The sequence below is a fragment of the Bacillus luti genome (assembly GCF_009739945.1).
GTDB classification, from domain to species: Bacteria; Bacillota; Bacilli; order Bacillales; family Bacillaceae_G; genus Bacillus_A; species Bacillus_A luti.
Window position 1 is genome coordinate 5052546 of record NZ_CP040336.1, and the last position, 20064, is coordinate 5072609.

Annotated in this window: 20 protein-coding genes and 2 tRNA genes; all 22 read right to left on the reverse strand. The window is 35.9% G+C overall.

Annotated features, from left to right (window positions below; all coding sequences use genetic code 11):
- Positions 1 to 55 precede the first annotated feature (55 nt).
- The 22 genes from spoIIE to veg all read right to left on the reverse strand — a co-directional run bounded on the left by spoIIE (position 56) and on the right by veg (position 19989).
- On the reverse strand, positions 56 to 2527 hold the full coding sequence (gene spoIIE, locus EUC40_RS25560; RefSeq protein WP_156576860.1) for a stage II sporulation protein E: 2472 nt from the start codon (positions 2525 to 2527) through the stop codon (positions 56 to 58).
- 259 nt (positions 2528 to 2786) lie between these two features.
- Positions 2787 to 2858: transfer RNA gene (locus tag EUC40_RS25565), tRNA-Glu, on the reverse strand.
- A 13-nt stretch (positions 2859 to 2871) separates the two neighbouring features.
- Positions 2872 to 2945, reverse strand: a tRNA-Met gene (locus EUC40_RS25570).
- Between the two features lie 160 nt (positions 2946 to 3105).
- The gene (locus EUC40_RS25575; RefSeq protein ID WP_000021451.1) at positions 3106 to 3591 is read right to left on the reverse strand and encodes a S1 domain-containing RNA-binding protein; all 486 of its coding nucleotides are present in this window, start codon (positions 3589 to 3591) and stop codon (positions 3106 to 3108) included.
- A gap of 87 nt (positions 3592 to 3678) precedes the next feature.
- Positions 3679 to 4038, reverse strand: a complete 360-nt coding sequence (divIC, locus tag EUC40_RS25580) for a cell division protein DivIC (protein WP_001208736.1) — start codon at positions 4036 to 4038, stop codon at positions 3679 to 3681.
- A complete protein-coding gene (gene yabQ, locus EUC40_RS25585; RefSeq protein ID WP_151624090.1) occupies positions 4035 to 4688 on the reverse strand; it encodes a spore cortex biosynthesis protein YabQ in 654 nt (217 codons plus the stop codon). Before yabQ ends, divIC begins: the two co-directional genes overlap by 4 nt.
- A complete protein-coding gene (gene yabP / locus EUC40_RS25590) occupies positions 4685 to 4993 on the reverse strand; it encodes a sporulation protein YabP (protein ID WP_001059102.1) in 309 nt (102 codons plus the stop codon). The genes yabQ and yabP overlap by 4 nt, the downstream gene beginning before the upstream one ends.
- A 58-nt stretch (positions 4994 to 5051) precedes the next feature.
- The gene (locus EUC40_RS25595; protein ID WP_001234875.1) at positions 5052 to 5327 is read right to left on the reverse strand and encodes an RNA-binding S4 domain-containing protein; all 276 of its coding nucleotides are present in this window, start codon (positions 5325 to 5327) and stop codon (positions 5052 to 5054) included.
- A gap of 14 nt (positions 5328 to 5341) precedes the next feature.
- Positions 5342 to 6802, reverse strand: a complete 1461-nt coding sequence (yabN, locus tag EUC40_RS25600; RefSeq protein ID WP_156576861.1) for a bifunctional methyltransferase/pyrophosphohydrolase YabN — start codon at positions 6800 to 6802, stop codon at positions 5342 to 5344.
- Between the two features lie 12 nt (positions 6803 to 6814).
- Positions 6815 to 8416 carry a putative polysaccharide biosynthesis protein gene (locus EUC40_RS25605; protein WP_156576862.1) on the reverse strand — a complete coding sequence of 534 codons (1602 nt, stop codon included), beginning with the start codon at positions 8414 to 8416 and terminating at the stop codon, positions 6815 to 6817.
- A 231-nt stretch (positions 8417 to 8647) separates the two neighbouring features.
- Positions 8648 to 9184, reverse strand: coding sequence for a stage V sporulation protein T (gene spoVT, locus EUC40_RS25610; RefSeq protein ID WP_000648302.1), 537 nt, complete (start codon positions 9182 to 9184; stop codon positions 8648 to 8650).
- Positions 9185 to 9320: 136 nt separating this feature from the next.
- On the reverse strand, positions 9321 to 12851 hold the full coding sequence (gene mfd / locus EUC40_RS25615) for a transcription-repair coupling factor (RefSeq protein WP_071710669.1): 3531 nt from the start codon (positions 12849 to 12851) through the stop codon (positions 9321 to 9323).
- A 105-nt stretch (positions 12852 to 12956) separates the two neighbouring features.
- On the reverse strand, positions 12957 to 13181 hold the full coding sequence (locus EUC40_RS25620) for an anti-sigma-F factor Fin family protein (RefSeq protein ID WP_000399443.1): 225 nt from the start codon (positions 13179 to 13181) through the stop codon (positions 12957 to 12959).
- Positions 13182 to 13251: 70 nt separating this feature from the next.
- Positions 13252 to 13812, reverse strand: coding sequence for an aminoacyl-tRNA hydrolase (gene pth, locus EUC40_RS25625; protein WP_000767701.1), 561 nt, complete (start codon positions 13810 to 13812; stop codon positions 13252 to 13254).
- A 73-nt stretch (positions 13813 to 13885) separates the two neighbouring features.
- Positions 13886 to 14839: a ribose-phosphate diphosphokinase gene (locus EUC40_RS25630; RefSeq protein ID WP_000107420.1), complete on the reverse strand. Its 954-nt coding sequence runs from the start codon at positions 14837 to 14839 to the stop codon at positions 13886 to 13888.
- An 18-nt stretch (positions 14840 to 14857) separates the two neighbouring features.
- Positions 14858 to 16237 (reverse strand): bifunctional UDP-N-acetylglucosamine diphosphorylase/glucosamine-1-phosphate N-acetyltransferase GlmU, encoded by a 1380-nt coding sequence (gene glmU / locus EUC40_RS25635; protein ID WP_000071037.1) that lies wholly within the window; start codon positions 16235 to 16237, stop codon positions 14858 to 14860.
- A 323-nt stretch (positions 16238 to 16560) separates the two neighbouring features.
- On the reverse strand, positions 16561 to 16854 hold the full coding sequence (spoVG, locus tag EUC40_RS25640; protein ID WP_000454042.1) for a septation regulator SpoVG: 294 nt from the start codon (positions 16852 to 16854) through the stop codon (positions 16561 to 16563).
- Between the two features lie 137 nt (positions 16855 to 16991).
- Positions 16992 to 17366 (reverse strand): RidA family protein, encoded by a 375-nt coding sequence (locus tag EUC40_RS25645; protein WP_000869819.1) that lies wholly within the window; start codon positions 17364 to 17366, stop codon positions 16992 to 16994.
- A 122-nt stretch (positions 17367 to 17488) separates the two neighbouring features.
- Complete coding sequence (purR, locus tag EUC40_RS25650; RefSeq protein ID WP_000702470.1) at positions 17489 to 18337, reverse strand: pur operon repressor; 849 nt, start codon at positions 18335 to 18337, stop codon at positions 17489 to 17491.
- A 54-nt stretch (positions 18338 to 18391) separates the two neighbouring features.
- On the reverse strand, positions 18392 to 19261 hold the full coding sequence (ispE, locus tag EUC40_RS25655) for a 4-(cytidine 5'-diphospho)-2-C-methyl-D-erythritol kinase (RefSeq protein WP_156576863.1): 870 nt from the start codon (positions 19259 to 19261) through the stop codon (positions 18392 to 18394).
- Between the two features lie 196 nt (positions 19262 to 19457).
- Positions 19458 to 19637, reverse strand: coding sequence for an acid-soluble spore protein SspF (sspF, locus tag EUC40_RS25660; protein WP_079999435.1), 180 nt, complete (start codon positions 19635 to 19637; stop codon positions 19458 to 19460).
- 91 nt (positions 19638 to 19728) lie between these two features.
- Entirely contained in the window at positions 19729 to 19989 is a 261-nt protein-coding gene (gene veg, locus EUC40_RS25665; protein WP_000044345.1) for a biofilm formation stimulator Veg, read from the reverse strand.
- Between the last annotated feature and the right edge of the window lie 75 nt (positions 19990 to 20064).

The window sequence follows — 20064 nt, forward strand, 5'->3', positions numbered from 1 at the left end:
AAATAGACTATATTAATCGGTAGTGACCAAACACCCCACCAAATAAAGTAACACTTTATTGCGCCTGCATTCCTACAATTGGAATCGTAGCCCACTTCGGCATATTTTTCTTCACTTTCGCCACAACAATGGTCATATCGTCGTTTATATAACCATCACAAGATCGAATTACTTCTTCCATAATGATATCAGCAATTTCTTGTGGGTCTTCGGTTTGCAATTCTTTAATTTTTCGCTTCATCCATAGTTCATGGTTTTCCACATGTTGTGCTCCCTCAAAAATACCATCGCTCATCATAATAAGGATATCGCCTGTTTTTAATTGCTCACCTACCACATCAACTTCAACATCTTCAATAATTCCCATCGGTAAATTACTTGCTTCAATTTTCAAAATATTATTTGCGCGCTTAACAAAACTCGGCGTTGACCCAATCTTTAAAAACTTTGCACTCGCATCCCGTAAATCTACCATAGCTAAATCCAACGTCGTAAACATTTCTTCTGTTGTTCTTAAAGAAAGAATTGAATTAATAGACTTAATTGCTATTTCCTCATCAATACCTGATTGAAGTATTTTTTGTAATAATTTTACCGTTTCCTTACTCTCCATATGAGCTCTTTGCCCATTTCCCATACCATCACTAATCGCAAGTGCATACTTACCAACACTTAAATCCATCATCGCATAAGAATCACCCGAAACGAACCCACCACCTTTTGCAGCTGTAGCCAATCCCGTATCAAGGGAATACGTCTTTGCTGAACCAAATGATATTAAACTGTGCCCATTTGGATAAGAAGATTTTTCTTCATGCTTAACAACAATATTTTCTTTTAAGATATCAGAAAGCATCGGTGCAACTAATTTTTCACACTCTCCGTGTTCATTAGATGCGGCTGGAATCAACATTTCAATATCAATACTTCCTCTATCCAAACAATAAATGTCAACATGCTCCACTTCGACACCGAAATCACGGAACGCTTGCAAAATCTGCTCTTCCTGTACTTGATGATTTTCTCGCTCTTTTTGTATTTCTTTAGCAAAATCCTCCATAACTTTTGATACACCTAATAATTGTTCCGCTACTATTCTACGATTTTCTTTCATTTGCTTGCGTAATTTCTGTCCTTCATAGAAGTGATCTAATTCACCCGCTACTAAATCCGTCACTTTTTTTCCTCTCACACAATGCTTGTCCCATTCACGAACTAACTTCCGATTATGTTGCAACGTCCCTTCTTCCGTTTCACTCATGATCTGTTTCATATAGTCATATGTTTTATCAAAATTAACTACCCAGCATTGATCTTTTTTAAAACACGTTTGACATGTTTTTGCGGTAATTGTACTTAAGAACAAATCTGCCTCCGTCTCTTTATCTTCCTCCTCCACATACCCATATACAGAAAAGCTATTAGATAAAGCAGCAAACACATTTGCAAATTGATTAATTTTGTTCGCTGTAACATCACGCATCCTTCTTAAATATTGTTGTTGATCCTGCGAATGTTCCTGTGTACCTGGCATAAATTTAGCAATACGGTCCATAACAAGTTTTGGTGTTAATAAGAAGAACACAATCGCCACACCAGATTCAATTAAAGTTGTCACAATGTTTGTTTGCTTGTCTACATATAACGTAATCAAGCTCGTCCCAATTAATAAACCTAAACTAACACCCAAACGCTTCCCTTCTTTTAATAAACCACCAAGCAATCCAGAAAAGGCTAACAGACTAAGTTGAGATAAGCTGGAGACATTGGCTAAACTTAATATTAATCCAGTTACAACCCCCACTGTAGATCCTGTAGCGGCCCCCGCAATAAATGCAAACACGAGCACTAAATACCTAGTAAAAATATGTTGAATAGAAGCATCGTATACAAACCAATCTGTTGTACCTGTTAAAACAGATGCTAGTAATATAATTAAACAAACGATTTCTTCTGTCTCTAACGCTTGCTGTTTACCTTTTCTTTCTACTAAAAGCGGAACACTTTGTAAAAATATCATAGTTAATACGAAGCTAAGCCCTGCCTCAATCGTACTAACAAGTAAATCGTACATGGTGACAGTCTGTTGCGCGAAATAAACAACAACTAAGTGTGCGGTTAATGCGGAGATAAATACTTGGAACGGAACAAGTCCAACAGTTTTGCGTGTAAATCGACTAAAGAAGATATTATAAATGAAGAAAGTAAAAATAGATGCAAAGGTAAAAAATAAATTATCTATCGAAACTGAAAGTGCGCCTCCCATTAGAGCCAAGAACGCGAGCGGCATTTTATCCCGCTTCATAACATAAACAGCAGCAAAAAACGGCAGTGCAAACGGTAAAATGTTTGTTAATATATATGCTCGTCCCAAAAGAAAACCGATAACAACAATAATAAATCCCCATCTAAAGAAAACTTGCTCAAACTTCATTCGCAACTTACTCGTCCACTTTGCTGCTCCAAGCTGACTCTCATTCATTGCCAATGCACTTGTATTCATAGTATTCCTTCCTGCTTTAGGCATATTTTTAACACCACCTGCATAGTTTAATTACTGTCATTATAAAAGATGATTATTGGGATTTTTGTCAAAACAACAGTTTTCACTTTTATAATCGTTCGACTTTTTATTTGAAATAATTCTACATATATACATAGTATGTAACTTATCTCCGGCATTTTGACGGAACTTTCAGAAAATATAGGGTGATTTTGTAGAAGTATTGTATATCTTAATTTATTTAACAAAAAAAGATCATGCATATTTGCATGATCTTTTTAGATGACCCGTACGGGATTCGAACCCGTGTTACCGCCGTGAAAGGGCGGTGTCTTAACCACTTGACCAACGGGCCGTTAAAATAAATATAGCGGCGGAGGGGATCGAACCCCCGACCTCACGGGTATGAACCGTACGCTCTAGCCAGCTGAGCTACACCGCCATGTCGTCTTATTTAACGGACAATTAGTATCTTACATCAGATATAATTTAAAGTCAACACATCTTGAAAACTTTTTTAAAAATATATTTTTACATATAAAAAAGCACCCCGAGCAATTGCCCTGGGCACCTCTCTATATGCTAAGAATTAAACGTTCTGATTATCCGCGACGTGCGCCACGGCCACCACGTTTAGATTCTGTGTTACGTTTTAAAGAAGTTAAGCGATCTTCGCTATCCTTTAAGAAACGTGCCATTTTTTGCTCGAATGTTTCTTTTGGAGCTCGGTCGTTACCACCGCCACGGTTATCTCTGTTGAAAGAACGATTATTACGTTGTGGACGTCCAGAACGTTGTTGATCGCCACCGCGTTGGTATTCACCACGTGGACGATCTCCTTCTGTTTTTTCACGCTCTTTCGCTTTTTTAATAGATAGACCAATCTTGCCATCTTTTTCAACATTAATAACTTTTACTTCTACTTGGTCGCCCACTTTTAAGTGATCGTTAATATCTTTCACATAATTATCAGCAACTTCACTAATATGAACAAGACCCGTTAAGCCTTCTGGCAGCTCCACAAAAGCCCCAAAATTTGTAATACCTGTTACTTTACCCTGTAACTTGCTGCCTACCTCGATTGACATAAAAAAAATGCTCCTCCTTAGTGGTTAAAAAGTCAAATTTTACTTTATTATATATAATCCTAAAATATAGTGTCAATAAGACATACTCTACTTAGAAACAGGAAAAATTATCTCCCCTTTTCCAGAGAAGAAATAATCCCTTCTAGCAATCTTTAATACGTACTCTTCATCATTTAACTTTTGAACTTCGTCTTTTAGACTTTTTTCTTTATTCGTTAATGAATCCAGTTCTTTTTTCATGTCCTTAACTTTTGCTTCTTTTGCTTTAATGGAACTGTTTTGTTGATAAAACGTTACACTAATACTCGCAATAATTGTAAAAGCAAAGACAAGAAAAACCGCTAAACGGCGATAAAGTCGCTTCCTGTTCTCATCCGTTTGTATTATATGCTCTTTAACAGGATTTGGACTCTGTTTTTCGATTGTTCTTTGTCTCAGTTCCCTCATTTCCGAGGTCCCCCTAACTTCTTTTTTATACGCTCCCACAATTGGAAGATATGTCCCTTCAATTTTGCTATATATTGCAGGAACCCTACATGCTTCATTATAAAAAGTTTAACACGATTAGGGAGAAGTTTCCATATGAGCGAAGCAATAAATCGAACAGGCCAGAAAAAAACTTTCCATATGAAAAGTAATATCCAAATCACCATTTTCCATAACACATGTCCAATTGAAAGCAGTATACGAAATAAGAATAATATAAATGCAATAAATAGCTGCGCTATAATAATAACAGGTTTTATCATGAGTAGCTGTATAATTCGAACAAAAAAATGTGTTGTTTGTACAAAAATATAGATGAGAAAATTTAACAGTTTCATGTATAGTGCTTTCAACATGCTTTGATATGCCGCAAAACCACATAATAATGCCAAAAATACATATATACGTAGTTCAGCCTCATTTACAAGAAGCAATACATAAAAAACAAATAATGCTTGGACAATCCAAAATAGTATATCATGTATAAATACAAGCCAACGTTTACGTTCTGGACGCTTTAAAAACCGTTGATATGTATCTAAAGATGCCCCAATCCAAGCACCCATTCCAATCATTGAAAGCATTGTATACAGCTGAATTGTTAGACTCATTTAAACAACTTACTAAAGAAACCTTTAGTTTTCTCCCCTTGATTCTCATCAATATACAGCATCTCATGAACTTTCCCTTTAATCGATACAACACCTTTTTCTACATCTAAATTTTTCATTTGTAAATTTTGACCACGAATCGTTAAAAAACCCATTACGGTCTCGAGTAAAAACTCTTCGCTATCAAAACTCTCTACCTGCTTTACACCCGTAATATCGATTACACGCCTGCCACGCATAACAATATCATGCTCTACAGAAACGTTTTGTTGATTAGAAGACATAGGTGAGTAACCATTATTCACGTAAATCCCCCCATAGATTTATACTAGCTAATAGTAATGTATGAAGGGGGAATCAACTTTAGAACAAGCCTTCTTCCGCTTTTACTTTTTCCTCGCGAACTAAGCTATACATGTTTGCTGCATCTTCTTTTTTAGTCGTTTCTTTTAATTCATTTATTTTTACAGTTACTATTTTTTGACCAAAACGAATTGTTAATTCATCAGCCACTTTCACATCTGAACTTGCTTTTGCCACTTGACCATTAATTGCTATTCTTCCTTGGTCAGCTACTTCTTTCGCTAATGTTCTTCTTTTAATTAAACGTGATACTTTCAAAAACTTATCTAGACGCATATCAAATCCCCCTATTAACGCTCTGTTTGTTTTGCCTCTTCCCATAAAACATCTAACTGTTCTAATGATAAATCTTGCATTTCTTTATTCATTTCAGCTACTTTTGCTTCCATGTATAAAAAACGACCGCTAAATTTCTCATTAGTTGAACGTAAAGCCTCTTCTGGGTCTATTTTATAATGACGAGCTATATTGACAAACGCAAATAATAAATCGCCAAATTCACCTAACATCTTTTCATCATCCATGTTTACAACTTCTTGTTGGAATTCTTGCCATTCTTCTACAGCTTTCTCTATCATCGGCTGTACATCAGCCCAATCGAACCCTACTTTCCCAGCTTTCTTCTGAATTTCATAGGCGCGTAGTAACTGCGGCAAACTTTTTGGAACTCCATTTAAAACGGATTCTTTCACAGATCCCTTTTCTTGTTTTTTAATCTCTTCCCAATTAGCAATCACTTCATCAGCATTGTTTACATCCGTATTCCCAAATACATGTGGATGGCGACGAACCATTTTCTCAGATAAAGTTCGAATGATATCATCTATAGAGAACCAACCTTCGTCCTCCCCGATTTGAGCATGAAGCATAACTTGTAATAATACATCACCTAGTTCTTCTACTAAATGTTCATCGTCCTCTTCATCAATTGCTTCCAACGCTTCATACGCTTCCTCAATTAAGTACTTCTTTAAAGATTGATGTGTTTGTTTTTTATCCCACGGACAACCATTTGGTCCACGAAGGTCTGCAATAATTTCTCTAAGTACGTCAAACTGTTGATACAAGGACGCACGTTCCTGAACTGGTGGCACATACACACTCGTTAAATTATCCAATTCTGTTTCATGATCTAGCATGTACAACGGTACTTTTTTGACTTGTTCGAACGAAGTCCCCGCAGCTGTTACGATATATACTTCATAATCATCCGGTAACATTTCCATTAATGTTAACTTCACATCTGAAGCAACGAACGCATCATACACTTGACAAAAGATTAAGTGTTGACGTAATTCTAATTGCCCTCTTTCAAATGACGTAGCGTCAATTAATTGGAATCCTTCAATTGGATCGATTTTTAGGCTTGCGAACATTGGATCAAGGAAACTTTGTCCACCTTCAATTCGCACTTCAATATTTTCTATTTTTCCTTTTTCCAACAGTAGCTGAACTGTTCTTTCCGCTACAAGTGGATGCCCTGGAACAGCGTAGATGATTTCTGCACCTTCAGCTTGTTCTAGCAATGTATTCGCAATTGTTTCATATACAATTTCAAATGTATCATGTGCTTCATACACATTGTCAAAAGCCGTATATTGTATACCTTCTTTCTCCAACTCTTCTATAACTGGATGTTCCTTCGTTCTAACAAACATATGGTCTGCTTCTTTTATCTTTCGATATACACCCATCGTTAGCTGATCTAATTCACCAGCACCTAATCCTAAAATAGTAATGATTCCACTCACAACCTGCCACCTCTATCCACTCTTCTTCAATGAACCTTCTTTTTTCTCTTGTTTCATAACGGTTCCTAGCTCTTTTTTTGTAAATACACGTAATTTTAAAATAAAAAACACATATGTTAATCCGCCGATGGCTACACCTAACAGCGCTTCAAGTGTTGCAATTCCTCTATGCTCCGTATCAATTACTAATCCGGACATTTGCAACACACGTATAAACATTATTAATACAAATCCCATACCAATACCACTAATAACTACACCTAACATATTCCGCTTATCGATAAGCGATTCCGATACAGCTCGCATAAGTAACACACTATTTAGCATTGAAATTACAATTAGCGCAACTAAGGTCGCAATTGCAGCTCCCTTTACACCAAAATACGGCATTAGTATATAGTTTAAAGCTAACTTTAAACAACCTCCAAATACAACAAATATTGCTGGTTTTAACATTTGTCCCAAACCTTGTAAAATAGAAGCGGTTGTAATTGACAATGAACTAAATAAAATAGATAAAGATAAAATGGATAAAACATCTGATCCATCACTATTTTCAAACAACATAATATTCGTAGGTTGAATAATACAAGTTAATCCAATCGCAGCTGCAAATCCAATTACGAATGTTATTTTCATTGCTAACCTTACCTTTTCTTGAATAAAGGCAAGATCTCCTCTTTCCTTAGCTGCTGTAATAATTGGAATAAGTGACAACGAGAAAGAAGTTGTCACAACAGTGCCTAATTGCATAAGCGGGATACTTCTGTCATAGACACCTTTTAGTACCTTTGCACTTTCAGCTTGTTCTCCCGCCCCAATAAGTAAAGAATAGAAAGAAACAGAATCAGCCATTTGTATAAAAATAAGCACTAAGTTACTAACACAAATTGCTAACCCCTGCCAAAAAAGGATTTTAATTATCCTTCCTTTCCCCCTAATATTTTTCAAACTTGTGAAGAATATAGAACGAAAATCACGACGCATATAAAGTACAAGTATGATAATCCCAATCAGTCCACCTGCGATTGAACCTAACATAGCACCTGCACCAACTGTATATAAATCAAATCCGTGAGCAATTAGAAATAGGGATAAAAACACAATAATAGAAACCCGAATGGTTTGTTCTATCACTTGCGAAACAGCCGTTGGCATCATATTATTAAACCCTTGAAAATATCCTCTTGCTACAGATAAAAATGGCATCAATATGAATGAAAACGAAATAACACGTAATAATTTATCTAAGTGTATATCGCCCATAGCTATTGCAATTGTTTCAGCGCCAAAGAACAATGTAAAAAATCCTACGAAACCAATCCCTAATAAAAACCAAAAAGATACACAAATAATTTCTTCTGCTTCTTTTTGCTTTCCTCGCTCTAATCGTTCTGCGACCATTTTTGAAATTATAATAGGGAACCCATAAGTAGCTAAAATTAAACAAAATCCATAAAATGGATAAATTTGTTGGTAAATATAAAATCCAATATCACCCGCTATATTTTGATATGGAATACGGTAAAAAGCGCTTAATACTTTCGTAATAAAACTTGCGATTGTTAATATAATAGCCCCACGCCAAAAGGCTTGATACTTCTTCGCTTCCATACAAGAAAACTCCTTTTTCTATTCTCACCCCTCGTATTATATCATAAAGAAAAAGACAAGCTCCCTTACCTCCACGAGTGATAATAAGTTCGTGCGACATTAGAAAATGTTCAACGAAAAAAGGTAGCAAAGCGCTACCTTCATTCAATATACATGTATCTCCAAATAATTGATTTCTCAAAAAGAAATATCATAATTAGGAAAAATTGCTACTTCTAAAATTATATATTCTTACTGTTCCATTTGTTTCGCTAAGAAACTTGCTGCAGTATTGACCGCTTTATGCTCTATTTCGCTTATAATAGCTTCTTTTGAAAAAATAATGACAGCTCCAATTGGGTCTCCATTTGCAACGATTGGTCCAACTGTATAAGAATGAACCTTTTCTGTTACACCATCGATAATGGAAATATCACTTTCATCCGTCATAATAACAGACTTTCGTTCTTCCATCGTTTTTTCAATTAGATCCCCAACACTTTTATTTAAGTATTCTTTTTTGGATACACCTGATACTGCGATAATAGAATCTCGATCGCACACAAGCACATTATGTCCTAAACTATCATATAAAGCATCTGCATATTCTTTTGCAAAGTCACCTAATTCACTAATTGGAGAATATTTCTTCAAAATTACTTCTCCATCGCGATCAACAAATATTTCTAGTGGGTCTCCTTCTCGAATACGTAAAGTTCTACGAATTTCCTTCGGGATTACTACCCTGCCTAAATCATCAATTCGACGTACGATTCCAGTTGCTTTCATTCTAATGCTGCCTCACTTTCTACTGATGATCAAAGTGGTGAATTTACCTGTTCATGTAAAAATCACCAACTGTTAGACATAGTATTTTACACATTAGTTCTTCTATGCACGTCGAATTGTATTTTTTTATCTTATATTAGGCATTTATTACTTCTTTTTTTACATCTGGTAAGCCTTTTAATAAATTTTCAGCAATTGTTAACCACTTCGATGTCTCTAATCCATTCGTTTTCATAACGATTTTCAATTGTGATCCTTCCATTCCAAGACCAATCATACGACCAAAACTATTTCCAAGCATGAATAATTTTCCACCATCAATATTTTGGCTGGCTTGTTCAGAGAATAGGATTGTTACTTCAAATTTATTTTGCTTAATCAACTCAATTTGTTCTTTCATTGCCAATACTTTAATATTTGCGATTTGTAATAAATAACCAACCTCTTGTGGGTAATCACCAAATCTATCGATCATTTCTTCCTGTAATTCTTCAATATCCTCGATTGTAGAAACACCTCTAAATTGTTTATACATCATAATTTTTTGCTTACTATCTGAAATATAAGCATCTGGTAAATATGCATCTACTTCCAAGTCAATTTCAACATTAACTGTATTTTCAACCCCATCTGTCCCTCTGCGCTGTTCAATTGCATCTTTTAACATTTGAGAATACAGGTCAAATCCGACAGAATCAATAAATCCATGTTGTTCTGCCCCTAATAAGTTACCAGCACCACGAATAGATAAGTCCCTCATCGCGATTTTGAAACCAGATCCTAGTTCTGTAAACTCTTTAATTGCTTGCAAACGCTTCTCTGCAACTTCTGATAACACTTTATCTCGTTTATATGCAAAGTATGCATACGCGACACGATTAGAACGTCCAACACGCCCACGAAGCTGATACAACTGCGATAAGCCCATACGATCTGCATCAAATACAATTAATGTATTTACATTCGGAATATCTACACCTGTCTCGATAATTGTTGTACTTACAAGAACATCATGCTGCCCCTCTAAAAACGATAGCATGACAGACTCTAATTCACTTTCGTTCATTTTTCCATGCGCATATGTTACACGAGCATCTGGAACTAACATCGAAATTTCATCTGCTTTTCTTTCGATATCCTCCACACGGTTATACAGGAAGTAAATCTGACCACCTCTTGCAAGTTCTCGCTCTATCGCTTCTCGCATTAATGCCGGATTATACTCTACTACATACGTTTGGACTGGGAAACGATTTTCTGGCGGCGTCTCAATAACAGACAAGTCACGCACACCAAGCATAGACATATGGAGTGTACGCGGAATCGGAGTTGCCGTTAATGTTAATACGTCAACATTCGCCTTCAATTGTTTAATCTTTTCTTTATGCGTCACACCAAATCTTTGTTCTTCATCAATAATAAGAAGACCTAAATCTTTATAAGTAACGTCTTTAGATAAAATACGATGCGTTCCGATTACAATATCTACCGTACCATCTTTTAAGCCTTTAATCGTTTCGTTTTGCTGTTTTCTCGTACGGAACCTACTTAATAATCCTATATTAATTGGATAATCTTGAAAACGCTCTCGAATTGTTTCATAGTGTTGTTGAGCCAGGATTGTTGTCGGTACTAAAATCGCAACTTGCTTTTCATCCATAATTGCTTTAAATGCAGCACGAATAGCTACTTCCGTCTTTCCATATCCTACATCACCACAAAGAAGCCTATCCATCGGACGTCCGCGTTCCATATCTTTCTTAATTTCTTCAATAGAACGTAACTGATCCTCTGTCTCTTGATACGGGAAAGAAGATTCAAATTCTTGTTGTTCTGCCGTATCTGGTGTATACGCATAACCTTTTGAAGCCTCGCGCTCCGCATATAGTTTAATTAGGTCGTCCGCTATGTCTTGTACAGACTTTTCGACTTTTGTTTTGACTTTCTTCCAATCATTTCCGCCCAATTTATAAACTTTTGGATCCTTACCTTCAGATCCTACATATTTTTGCACTTGGTCAATTTGTTCAATCGGAACATATAACTTATCATTACCTTGATATTTGATATTCAAATAATCTTTATGAACACCATTAATCTCTAATGTCTCAATACCTAAAAATTTACCTATACCATGATTTACATGAACTACATAGTCCCCAACTTTTAATTCTGAATAACTTTTAATACGTTCAGCGTTAGATAACTTTTGCTTACGTTGTGATTTCTTAACTTTCTTATGAAAAAGCTCCTTTTCAGTAATGACAACGAACTTTTGCATCGGCATTTCAAATCCTGCATGTAAATCACCTACCGCAATTTGTAACCTTCCAGGCAATAAGATATCTGTGCCCTCTACAATATCTGCTTCAATATCATAATCACTTAAAATATGTTGTAGTTTTTTTACACGTTCATCATCTGTTCCAAGCACAACGGTCGTAAAGTGTCCTTCATTCCATCTATCAATTTCAGTTTTTAACAACTGCATCTGCCCATGGAAATCTTGCATCGTTTTACATGTCACATTCACAATGTTTTGCGGATGTGTGTGTGCTATATGGCGTAAGAATAACGTTAAATATACAAAACTTCTTTTTTTATGATGAAGAAACCCCTCAAATGAGTGAGAGAAAGATAAATCTTGAATAATTGTTCCTTCGCCAAGAAGTGATATATACCATTCCGCCTCTTCTGTTTCAAGGTGTGATGCTGTTTCTTGAATGCGGGAAATCTCATCTAAAATGACAACACCGTCTTCTGGTAAATAATCTATCAGACTAGCAGGTTCTTTATAGAAAATAGATAAATATTTAAACATTTGTTCTATACTTTGCCCGTTTTTCAACATTTCAATTTCATGACTTACCGTCTCAAGCACTGTAGTCTTTAATTTATCATCAGAAAGTTTTTGCATCGTCTTAGTTAAACCTTCTTCAAGATGCTTAATTCCCGATTTCAATTCTTCCTGTGAAAATAAAAACTCTGTTGCTGGACCGAATCTAATACTTTCCTTTTTATCTTGAGAGCGCTGTTCATCCACGTCAAATAATCGAATAGAATCGACTTCTGTGTCGAAAAATTCAATACGAAATGGTAATTCTTCGGTTAATGGATAAATATCTAATATCCCCCCACGTAAACTGAACTCCCCTGGAGCTTCTACCATCGACTTACGCTCATAGCCGATATGATGTAAAGTGTGCAAGAATGCATCTAAATCAATCTCTTGCCCTAGATTGATTTCAATTTGTCTTTGCTTCCACAATTCTTTTATTGGTAAAAACCTACGCAAACCTGCAACTGGCGCTACAATAATTCCATTCTCTCCCGCTGCTAAGCGATTTAGCACCTCAATGCGCTGCGCCTTCAATTCTGGACTTGCAACCCCAACTTCTGATGCTATTAATTCATTTACTGGATATAGCCACACATCTTTTTCACCAAGTAACGCCACTAAATCTTCATGTACTTTTTGTGCTTGGTATAAATTGTGTGTCACAATCAGTTGTGATTTTTTTGTTTTTTTATATAAAGCTGCCATTAATAATGAACGAGAAGATGTTGCCATACCTGATACAAGTTGCTCTTTTAAACCATCTTCTAACCCATTAATAACCGATTGTATCTCTTCATTTTTATAAAACTGCTCTAATAAACCTATCATTTTCAAAACTCCTCTCAACATAAAGAGCAAGCCACTATATTTTATGCAAATATTTCGGAAAAAGAAAACAGAAAAATGCTTTGGACATGCCAAAGCGACAACATTTTATTGTAGAAATTTTTCATATTCATAATACTCTGGATAAGATGCGAGCGTTTCTTGACACGATTCACAAATCGTTTTTATATATATATTTCCATTCTCATGAAAACGAATCATCTCTACTACTTCTTGCTCTGTTAGTTGAAATAAAACGTCGCTATATACTTTTTCTGCGGTAACGGAGCCTACATTGCTCCCACAATGTCTGCAATAATAATACCCTTCCATACTAGCCTCCTAAATATCCAATTACTACTAGTATGGGTGAAAATAAAATAAAATATTCCCAATCATGCCCTTAACTATTGAAAGTATTCATAATTTGAAGAAAGGGTTTTTTTAACCATTCTTCACATGCATCCGCTGCTTTTTCAATAGAATGATTAACATCTGGGATTTCTTCAGATGTAAAACGTGCTAATACGTAATCTACTACCTTCATTCCATTTTTCGGACGATCAATTCCCATACGGATACGTTGAAATTCTTGTGTTCCTAAATGTGAAATTGTTGATTTCACACCATTATGTCCACCAGCACTTCCTTTCATACGAAGACGTAATTTACCTACAGGGATATCTAAATCATCGTACAACACAACGAAGTCCTCAACGTCAATCTTGTAGTAATCCATGAGTGGTCGAATGCTTTCCCCAGATAAATTCATATATGTAAGCGGCTTTAATAATATTACTTTTTCTCCATTAACAAATCCTGCACCAAATACCCCTTTAAATTTTTGTTCATTTAAAGAAATATTCCAACGCTTTGCAAGTTCATCAATCGCCATAAATCCAATATTATGCCTTGTTAATTCATATTCTCTACCTGGGTTCCCAAGTCCTACTATCAATTTCATTCTTGTACCAACTACTTTCTTTTTTCGATACGAAAAGACGTAACCAAGCTTGGTTACGTCTCATTCTATCCAATTAATTGAATAATACACTTACAGATTCTTCTTCGTATACACGAATGATTGCTTCTCCGATTAATGGAGCAACTGAAAGTTCATGTACTTTGTCGATTTTCTTCTCTTCTGGTAATACGATAGAGTTTGTTACAACTAACTCTTTAATATTTGAATTTTGAATACGCTCAATTGCTGGACCAGATAATACTGGGTGCGTACAGCAAGCATATACTTCAGAAGCACCGTTCTCTACAAGAGCGTTTGCTGCTAATGTAATTGTACCAGCTGTATCAATGATGTCATCAATTAAAATCGCTGTTTTACCTTCAATATTACCGATAATGTTCATTACCTCTGATACGTTCGGGCGAGGACGACGCTTATCAATAATAGCAATTGGTGCTTTTAGGCGATCTGCCATTTTTCGAGCACGAGTTACACCACCGTGGTCAGGAGACACGATTACGATATCTTTAAGACCTTTTGTTTCAAAGTAATCCGAAAGAATCGGTACACCCATTAAGTGGTCGATTGGGATATCAAAGAACCCTTGAATTTGTGGAGCATGTAAATCTAGAGTGATTACACGAGTTGCACCTGCTGTTTCAAGCAAGTTTGCTACAAGTTTCGATGTAATTGGTTCACGAGAACGCGCTTTACGGTCTTGACGCGCATAACCATAGTAAGGAATAACAATATTAATTGTTTTTGCAGATGCACGTTTTAATGCATCGATCATAATAAGTAATTCCATGATATGTTCGTTTACTGGGAAGCTTGTAGATTGAATAATGAATACATCGCAACCACGGATACTTTCTTCAATGTTAATTTGAACTTCTCCATCACTAAAACGATCAACAGAACATTTTCCTAGTCCTACTCCAATATGCTTTGCGATTTGCTCAGCAAGTTCCTTATTAGAGTTTAAAGAGAATACTTTCAAATTAGAATTTAGATATTGAGTCGACATCTAGATTAACCCTCCACATTATGATTTTTTCTTATTCAGCAATTGATCAACATAGTCTTCTTTGTTAACTTGACGTGCACGTGCTACTGATAATGCTTTTGATGGAACATTCTCTGTAATTGTAGAGCCTGCCGCTACATAAGCACCATCTTCAACTGTTACTGGCGCAACTAGATTTGAATTACATCCAATAAATACCCCGTTACCAATCACAGTTTTGAATTTATTCTTGCCGTCATAGTTCACCGTAATTGAACCACAACCAAGATTCACGTCTTCTCCAACTTGTGCATCCCCGATATAACTTAAGTGTGAAGCTTTACTTCTATTACCAAAAACAGTTTTTTTGATTTCCACGAAGTTTCCAACGCGTACTTCATCTCCAATAACTGAATCTGGGCGAATATGTGCAAATGGACCAACCGCTACTTCTGTACCAAGTTTACTATCATGTACAGTAGATTGACGAATTGTCGTACGATCTCCAATTTCACTATCGCGAATTACTGTATGCGGTCCAATTTCACAATCAGAACCAATTACAGTATTACCCTCAATAACTGTTCCTGGATGAAGAACTGTATCACTACCGATAATTGCGTCGGCAGAAATATATGTGTTACTTGGATCGATAATTGTAACACCATTCACCATATTTTTTCGGTTGATACGGTTTTTCATAATAACTTCCGCTTGCGATAGAGCGACTCTGTCGTTAACACCTAACGTTTCATCGAAGTGCTCTGTTTGATAAGCTGATACGATATGACCTTCATTTTTTAGAATCTCAATAACATCTGGAAGGTAATATTCACCTTGTACGTTATCATTTGAAACCTTAGAAAGTGAAGCGAATAAAGCTTTATTATCAAAACAATACGTACCTGTATTGATTTCTTTAATAGCTAATTCTTTTTCATTTGCATCCTTATGCTCAACAATCTTTTCAACATGACCATTCTCATTACGAACGATACGACCATATCCAGCAGGTTCTTCTATGTACGCTGTTAGCACCGTTGCCATTGCCCCTGCTTCTTTATGTTGCTGAAGCAATGCTTCCATCGTTTCAGCAGTTATTAGCGGCGTATCACCACAAATAACTAAAGTTGTTCCTTCTTCATTTGCAAGTACACTTGCAGCTTGATCTACAGCATGCGCTGTACCCAGTTGTTCTGCTTGTAATGCAAACTCACTTACGTTTCCTAGCTGTTCTTGTACCATTTCAGCACCATGTCCCACGACTGTTACAAGTTTCTGCAATCCTAATTGAGATACTTGGTCGACAACATGTTGTACCATAGGTTTTCCACATACAGGATGAAGCACTTTGTATAGCTTAGACTTCATACGTGTGCCTTTACCTGCAGCTAGAATCACTGCAAATCTGTTTGACATATAGACCCTCCATCGCAACCTATTTATCCATTAACGATATTATCCTAAATCATCATATATTTCAAGAAACACATTTTAACTATTAAATTTTACCATAATTCTTATAAGATGTTTTACTCTTTAGTATCTTTTTTAAGAAATAAGCTATACTATTTAAAATGATTTTGAAAAAATTAGAAGTTTCTCTTCTTCGTTCGAATAGATTTAGAATTTTCCGAATAAATATTATATAAAATCACAAAAAAACAAACCCCTGTAAATGCTTACAGGGGTTTGCTACAAAATTATAAGGCTTTCTTTCAAAAGCCCTTTTCATTCGAATTTTACGAAGCGCCTGCTTCTTCAAACTCAACCTCTTCTAACTCGCCTAAACGATGATACTCTGTTAAAACCGCATCTTGAATTTTAGAGCGTGTATTAGAATTAATTGGATGTGCAATGTCACGGAATTCTCCATCTGGAGTACGTTTACTTGGCATTGCTACAAATAATCCATTATTACCATCAATTACACGAATATCATGAACAACAAATTCATGGTCTAGAGTAATAGAGGCAATTGCTCTCATGCGGCCTTCTGTGTTTACGCGGCGTAATCTTACGTCAGTTACTTCCATCCTGTGTTCACCACCCTTTTCTAAATAAGCGATATATTTGTATAAATTCCACAAAATTTCTATTTTCCCTTTAATTTTTTAAAAATTTTTAGCACAGTTGAATATAAGGATTAATAGAGGTTATCGCTTACAAAGACTTACTTAACTAGGGCAATTACTTCGATTTCAACCGAAACATCTTTCGGCAATTTTGCTACTTGTACACAAGAACGTGCTGGTTTATGAGTAGAAAAATAAGAGCCGTACACTTCATTAACAGCGTTAAAATCGTCCATATCTTTTAAAAATACTGTTGTTTTTACTACTGTATCAAATGAAGCACCCGCTTCTGCTAATACAGCTTGTAAATTTTCAAATACTTGCTCTGTTTGTACTGTCACATCTCCCGTTACAAGTTCTCCACTTGCTGTTAACGGAATTTGTCCTGAACTATAAAACATATTATTTACAATAATCCCTTGTGAATATGGTCCGATTGCTTGTGGTGCTTTGCTTGTTTGAACAACTTTCATATTTTTTCACCCTTTATTATTTATTTTTACTCTTTAAAAATAGTGCACGAAAAGCAGTTTGTCCATCTATTTTATAATTTATAAATAGAATAAAAAAAGATAAAGCTATCCGCTTTATCTTTTTATTCAGCCTCTACAAGCCCCTCATCAAATGGTGCCAGTGAATAATTTCCCTTTTCCACCTGAATTGCTTTTTCTTTCACATCAACTTCTGACAGACGAATTAATGATACAAAATTATTAATCAGTCGTTCTTCGATGTCCGTAGATTCTACTAATACTCCAATACCGACAACATTAGCCTTAAACTCTTCTAACATGCTCATCATACCTTGAATTGTTCCGCCGGCTTTCATGAAGTCATCAATAATTAAAACATTTGATCCCTCTGGAAGGCTACGCTTTGCTAATGTCATTGTTTGAATTCTCTTAGAAGAACCTGATACATAGTTAATACTAACAGTAGGTCCCTCTGTTACCTTATTATCTTTTCTCGCAATTACTACTGGTACATCTAAGTAGTTTGCTACCGCATAAGCAAGTGGAATCCCTTTTGTCGCTACCGTCATAACTGCGTCAATTGGTTGCCTAGCAAAAACAGAAGCAAACAAACGACCTGCGCCATTAATATAGCGAGGATTGCTTAAAAGATCTGTCATATATAAGTAACCGCCAGGCAAGATACGACCCGGATTTTCAAATAAGTTACAAAGCTCACCAATAATTAGGTCTGCCTCTTCTTCACTTATATATGGTATATATTTCACTCCTCCTGCTGCTCCTGGTATCGTTTGCAATGTGCCGACCCCTTGTTGTTCAAACGTTTGCTTAATAATAACTAAATCCTCACTAATGGAAGACTTAGCTGATTGATACCTTTCAGCAAAAAAAGTGAGAGAAACTAGCTGACGAGGATTTTGTAACAAGTAATACGTCATATCGACCAATCTTGTACTTCGTCTAATTTTCATACCCTCACCTCAAATCACGAATATTTTAAACAAATCATAACGTATTATACGTCTTTATTCAAGCGTTTCTCGCTCTCCTAATAAACGTACGGCATATACTTGTTCGCAAAATCCCTTTAATCCGTTATAAATCCGATGCATTCGCGAATCATGGTGTACAAGGCCGAATACAGTTGGACCACTTCCACTCATTAATACAGCATCTGCTCCAAATCGCTTCATCTGTGCTTTAATACGAGCAACTTCAGGATGCATCTTAAATGTTACATCTTCTAAAACATTGCCAACAGTATCACAAATTCCTTTGTAATCCCCAGCATTTATAACATCCACCATTTTATCTACATTTGGATGTGTAACTCGATTTAATTTTAAATTTCCATACACATCAGCAGTAGATACACCAATATGTGGCTTCGCCAAAATAACCCAACAAGAAGGCGGAGTCTTTATATGCTCAATTTGCTCTCCTCTTCCAGTGGCAAGTGCTGTCCCGCCATATACACAGAACGATACATCTGATCCAATTTCTGATCCAAGCTTTGCTAATTCGTCAATTGTAAGCCCTAAATTCCATAATTTATTAAGGCCACGTAATGTCGCTGCTGCATCACTACTTCCACCTGCTAATCCAGCCGCAACTGGAATCGTTTTTTCAATAGTAATAGATACACCTTTTTTCACATTAAACTTCTCTTTTAATAATCTCGCTGCTTGATAAGCTAAATTTCGTTGGTCGTCTGGGACATACCGATTATGGGATAAAATTTCAATACGGTCTTCTGCTAATTCCGTTAGTTCTAAACGATCCGCTAAATCAATTGTTGTCATAATCATTTTCACTTCATGATATCCGTCTTGTCTTTTTCCCAGTACATCTAACGACAGATTAATCTTTGCTGGTGCTTTCACTAGTAGCTTCAATCTATTCACCCACTCTATGTACTCAATCTTTTATCGTTTATTTTACCATAAATTTATAGTAAGACGATGACACTTCCCTAATTATAACGAAAAGCATTAAGAATGAAACTATTTATGTAAAATGATGGCACCTTTTAGAGTACAAAAAGCCGAGGAATCACTCCTCGGCTACCGTAACATAGAAAGTATCTTACAACTACTGGTTTTGTTTCATCAATTGCTGTTCTGCAATTTCTATAGCACGTTTCACCATGTTACCAGCATCTTTCGCACGAATTCCGCCCCATCCTTCTTTCTGAACAACATCATAAAAACCTAGCTCTTTTGCTAGCTCTTCTTTAAAATGATTTGACATGACACCTCTTCGTCTACTCAATGCAGAGTCCCTCCTTATTTTGCTACGGTATAGTTAGTATGCAAAATAATATAGCTTTTCATTTGTGGGAATATATGTAACGATACATGAATTATAAAATGACTTCATTATGTGGTTCATCATAAAATGTTAACTCCACTGTCTCTGTTAAAACATCTGCATAACTATAAGATACACGTTGCAGCGCATCTTCTTGTTGATCTAACTGTACAACAAACACAGAACGGTATGTTTCTGCAAGTACACCCGATTGCTCCACAGTTTTTCTTCTTCCACTATTAGCCTTTAACATAAGTCTCTGTCCAAGATGGTGATCTAATTCGCTTTTAATTTCATCTAAACGTTTTGACATATACCTTGCTACACCTCGCTGTAATTTAGATTGAACACTTAAAACACGATATATCTATCCCAATGATTAACTGCA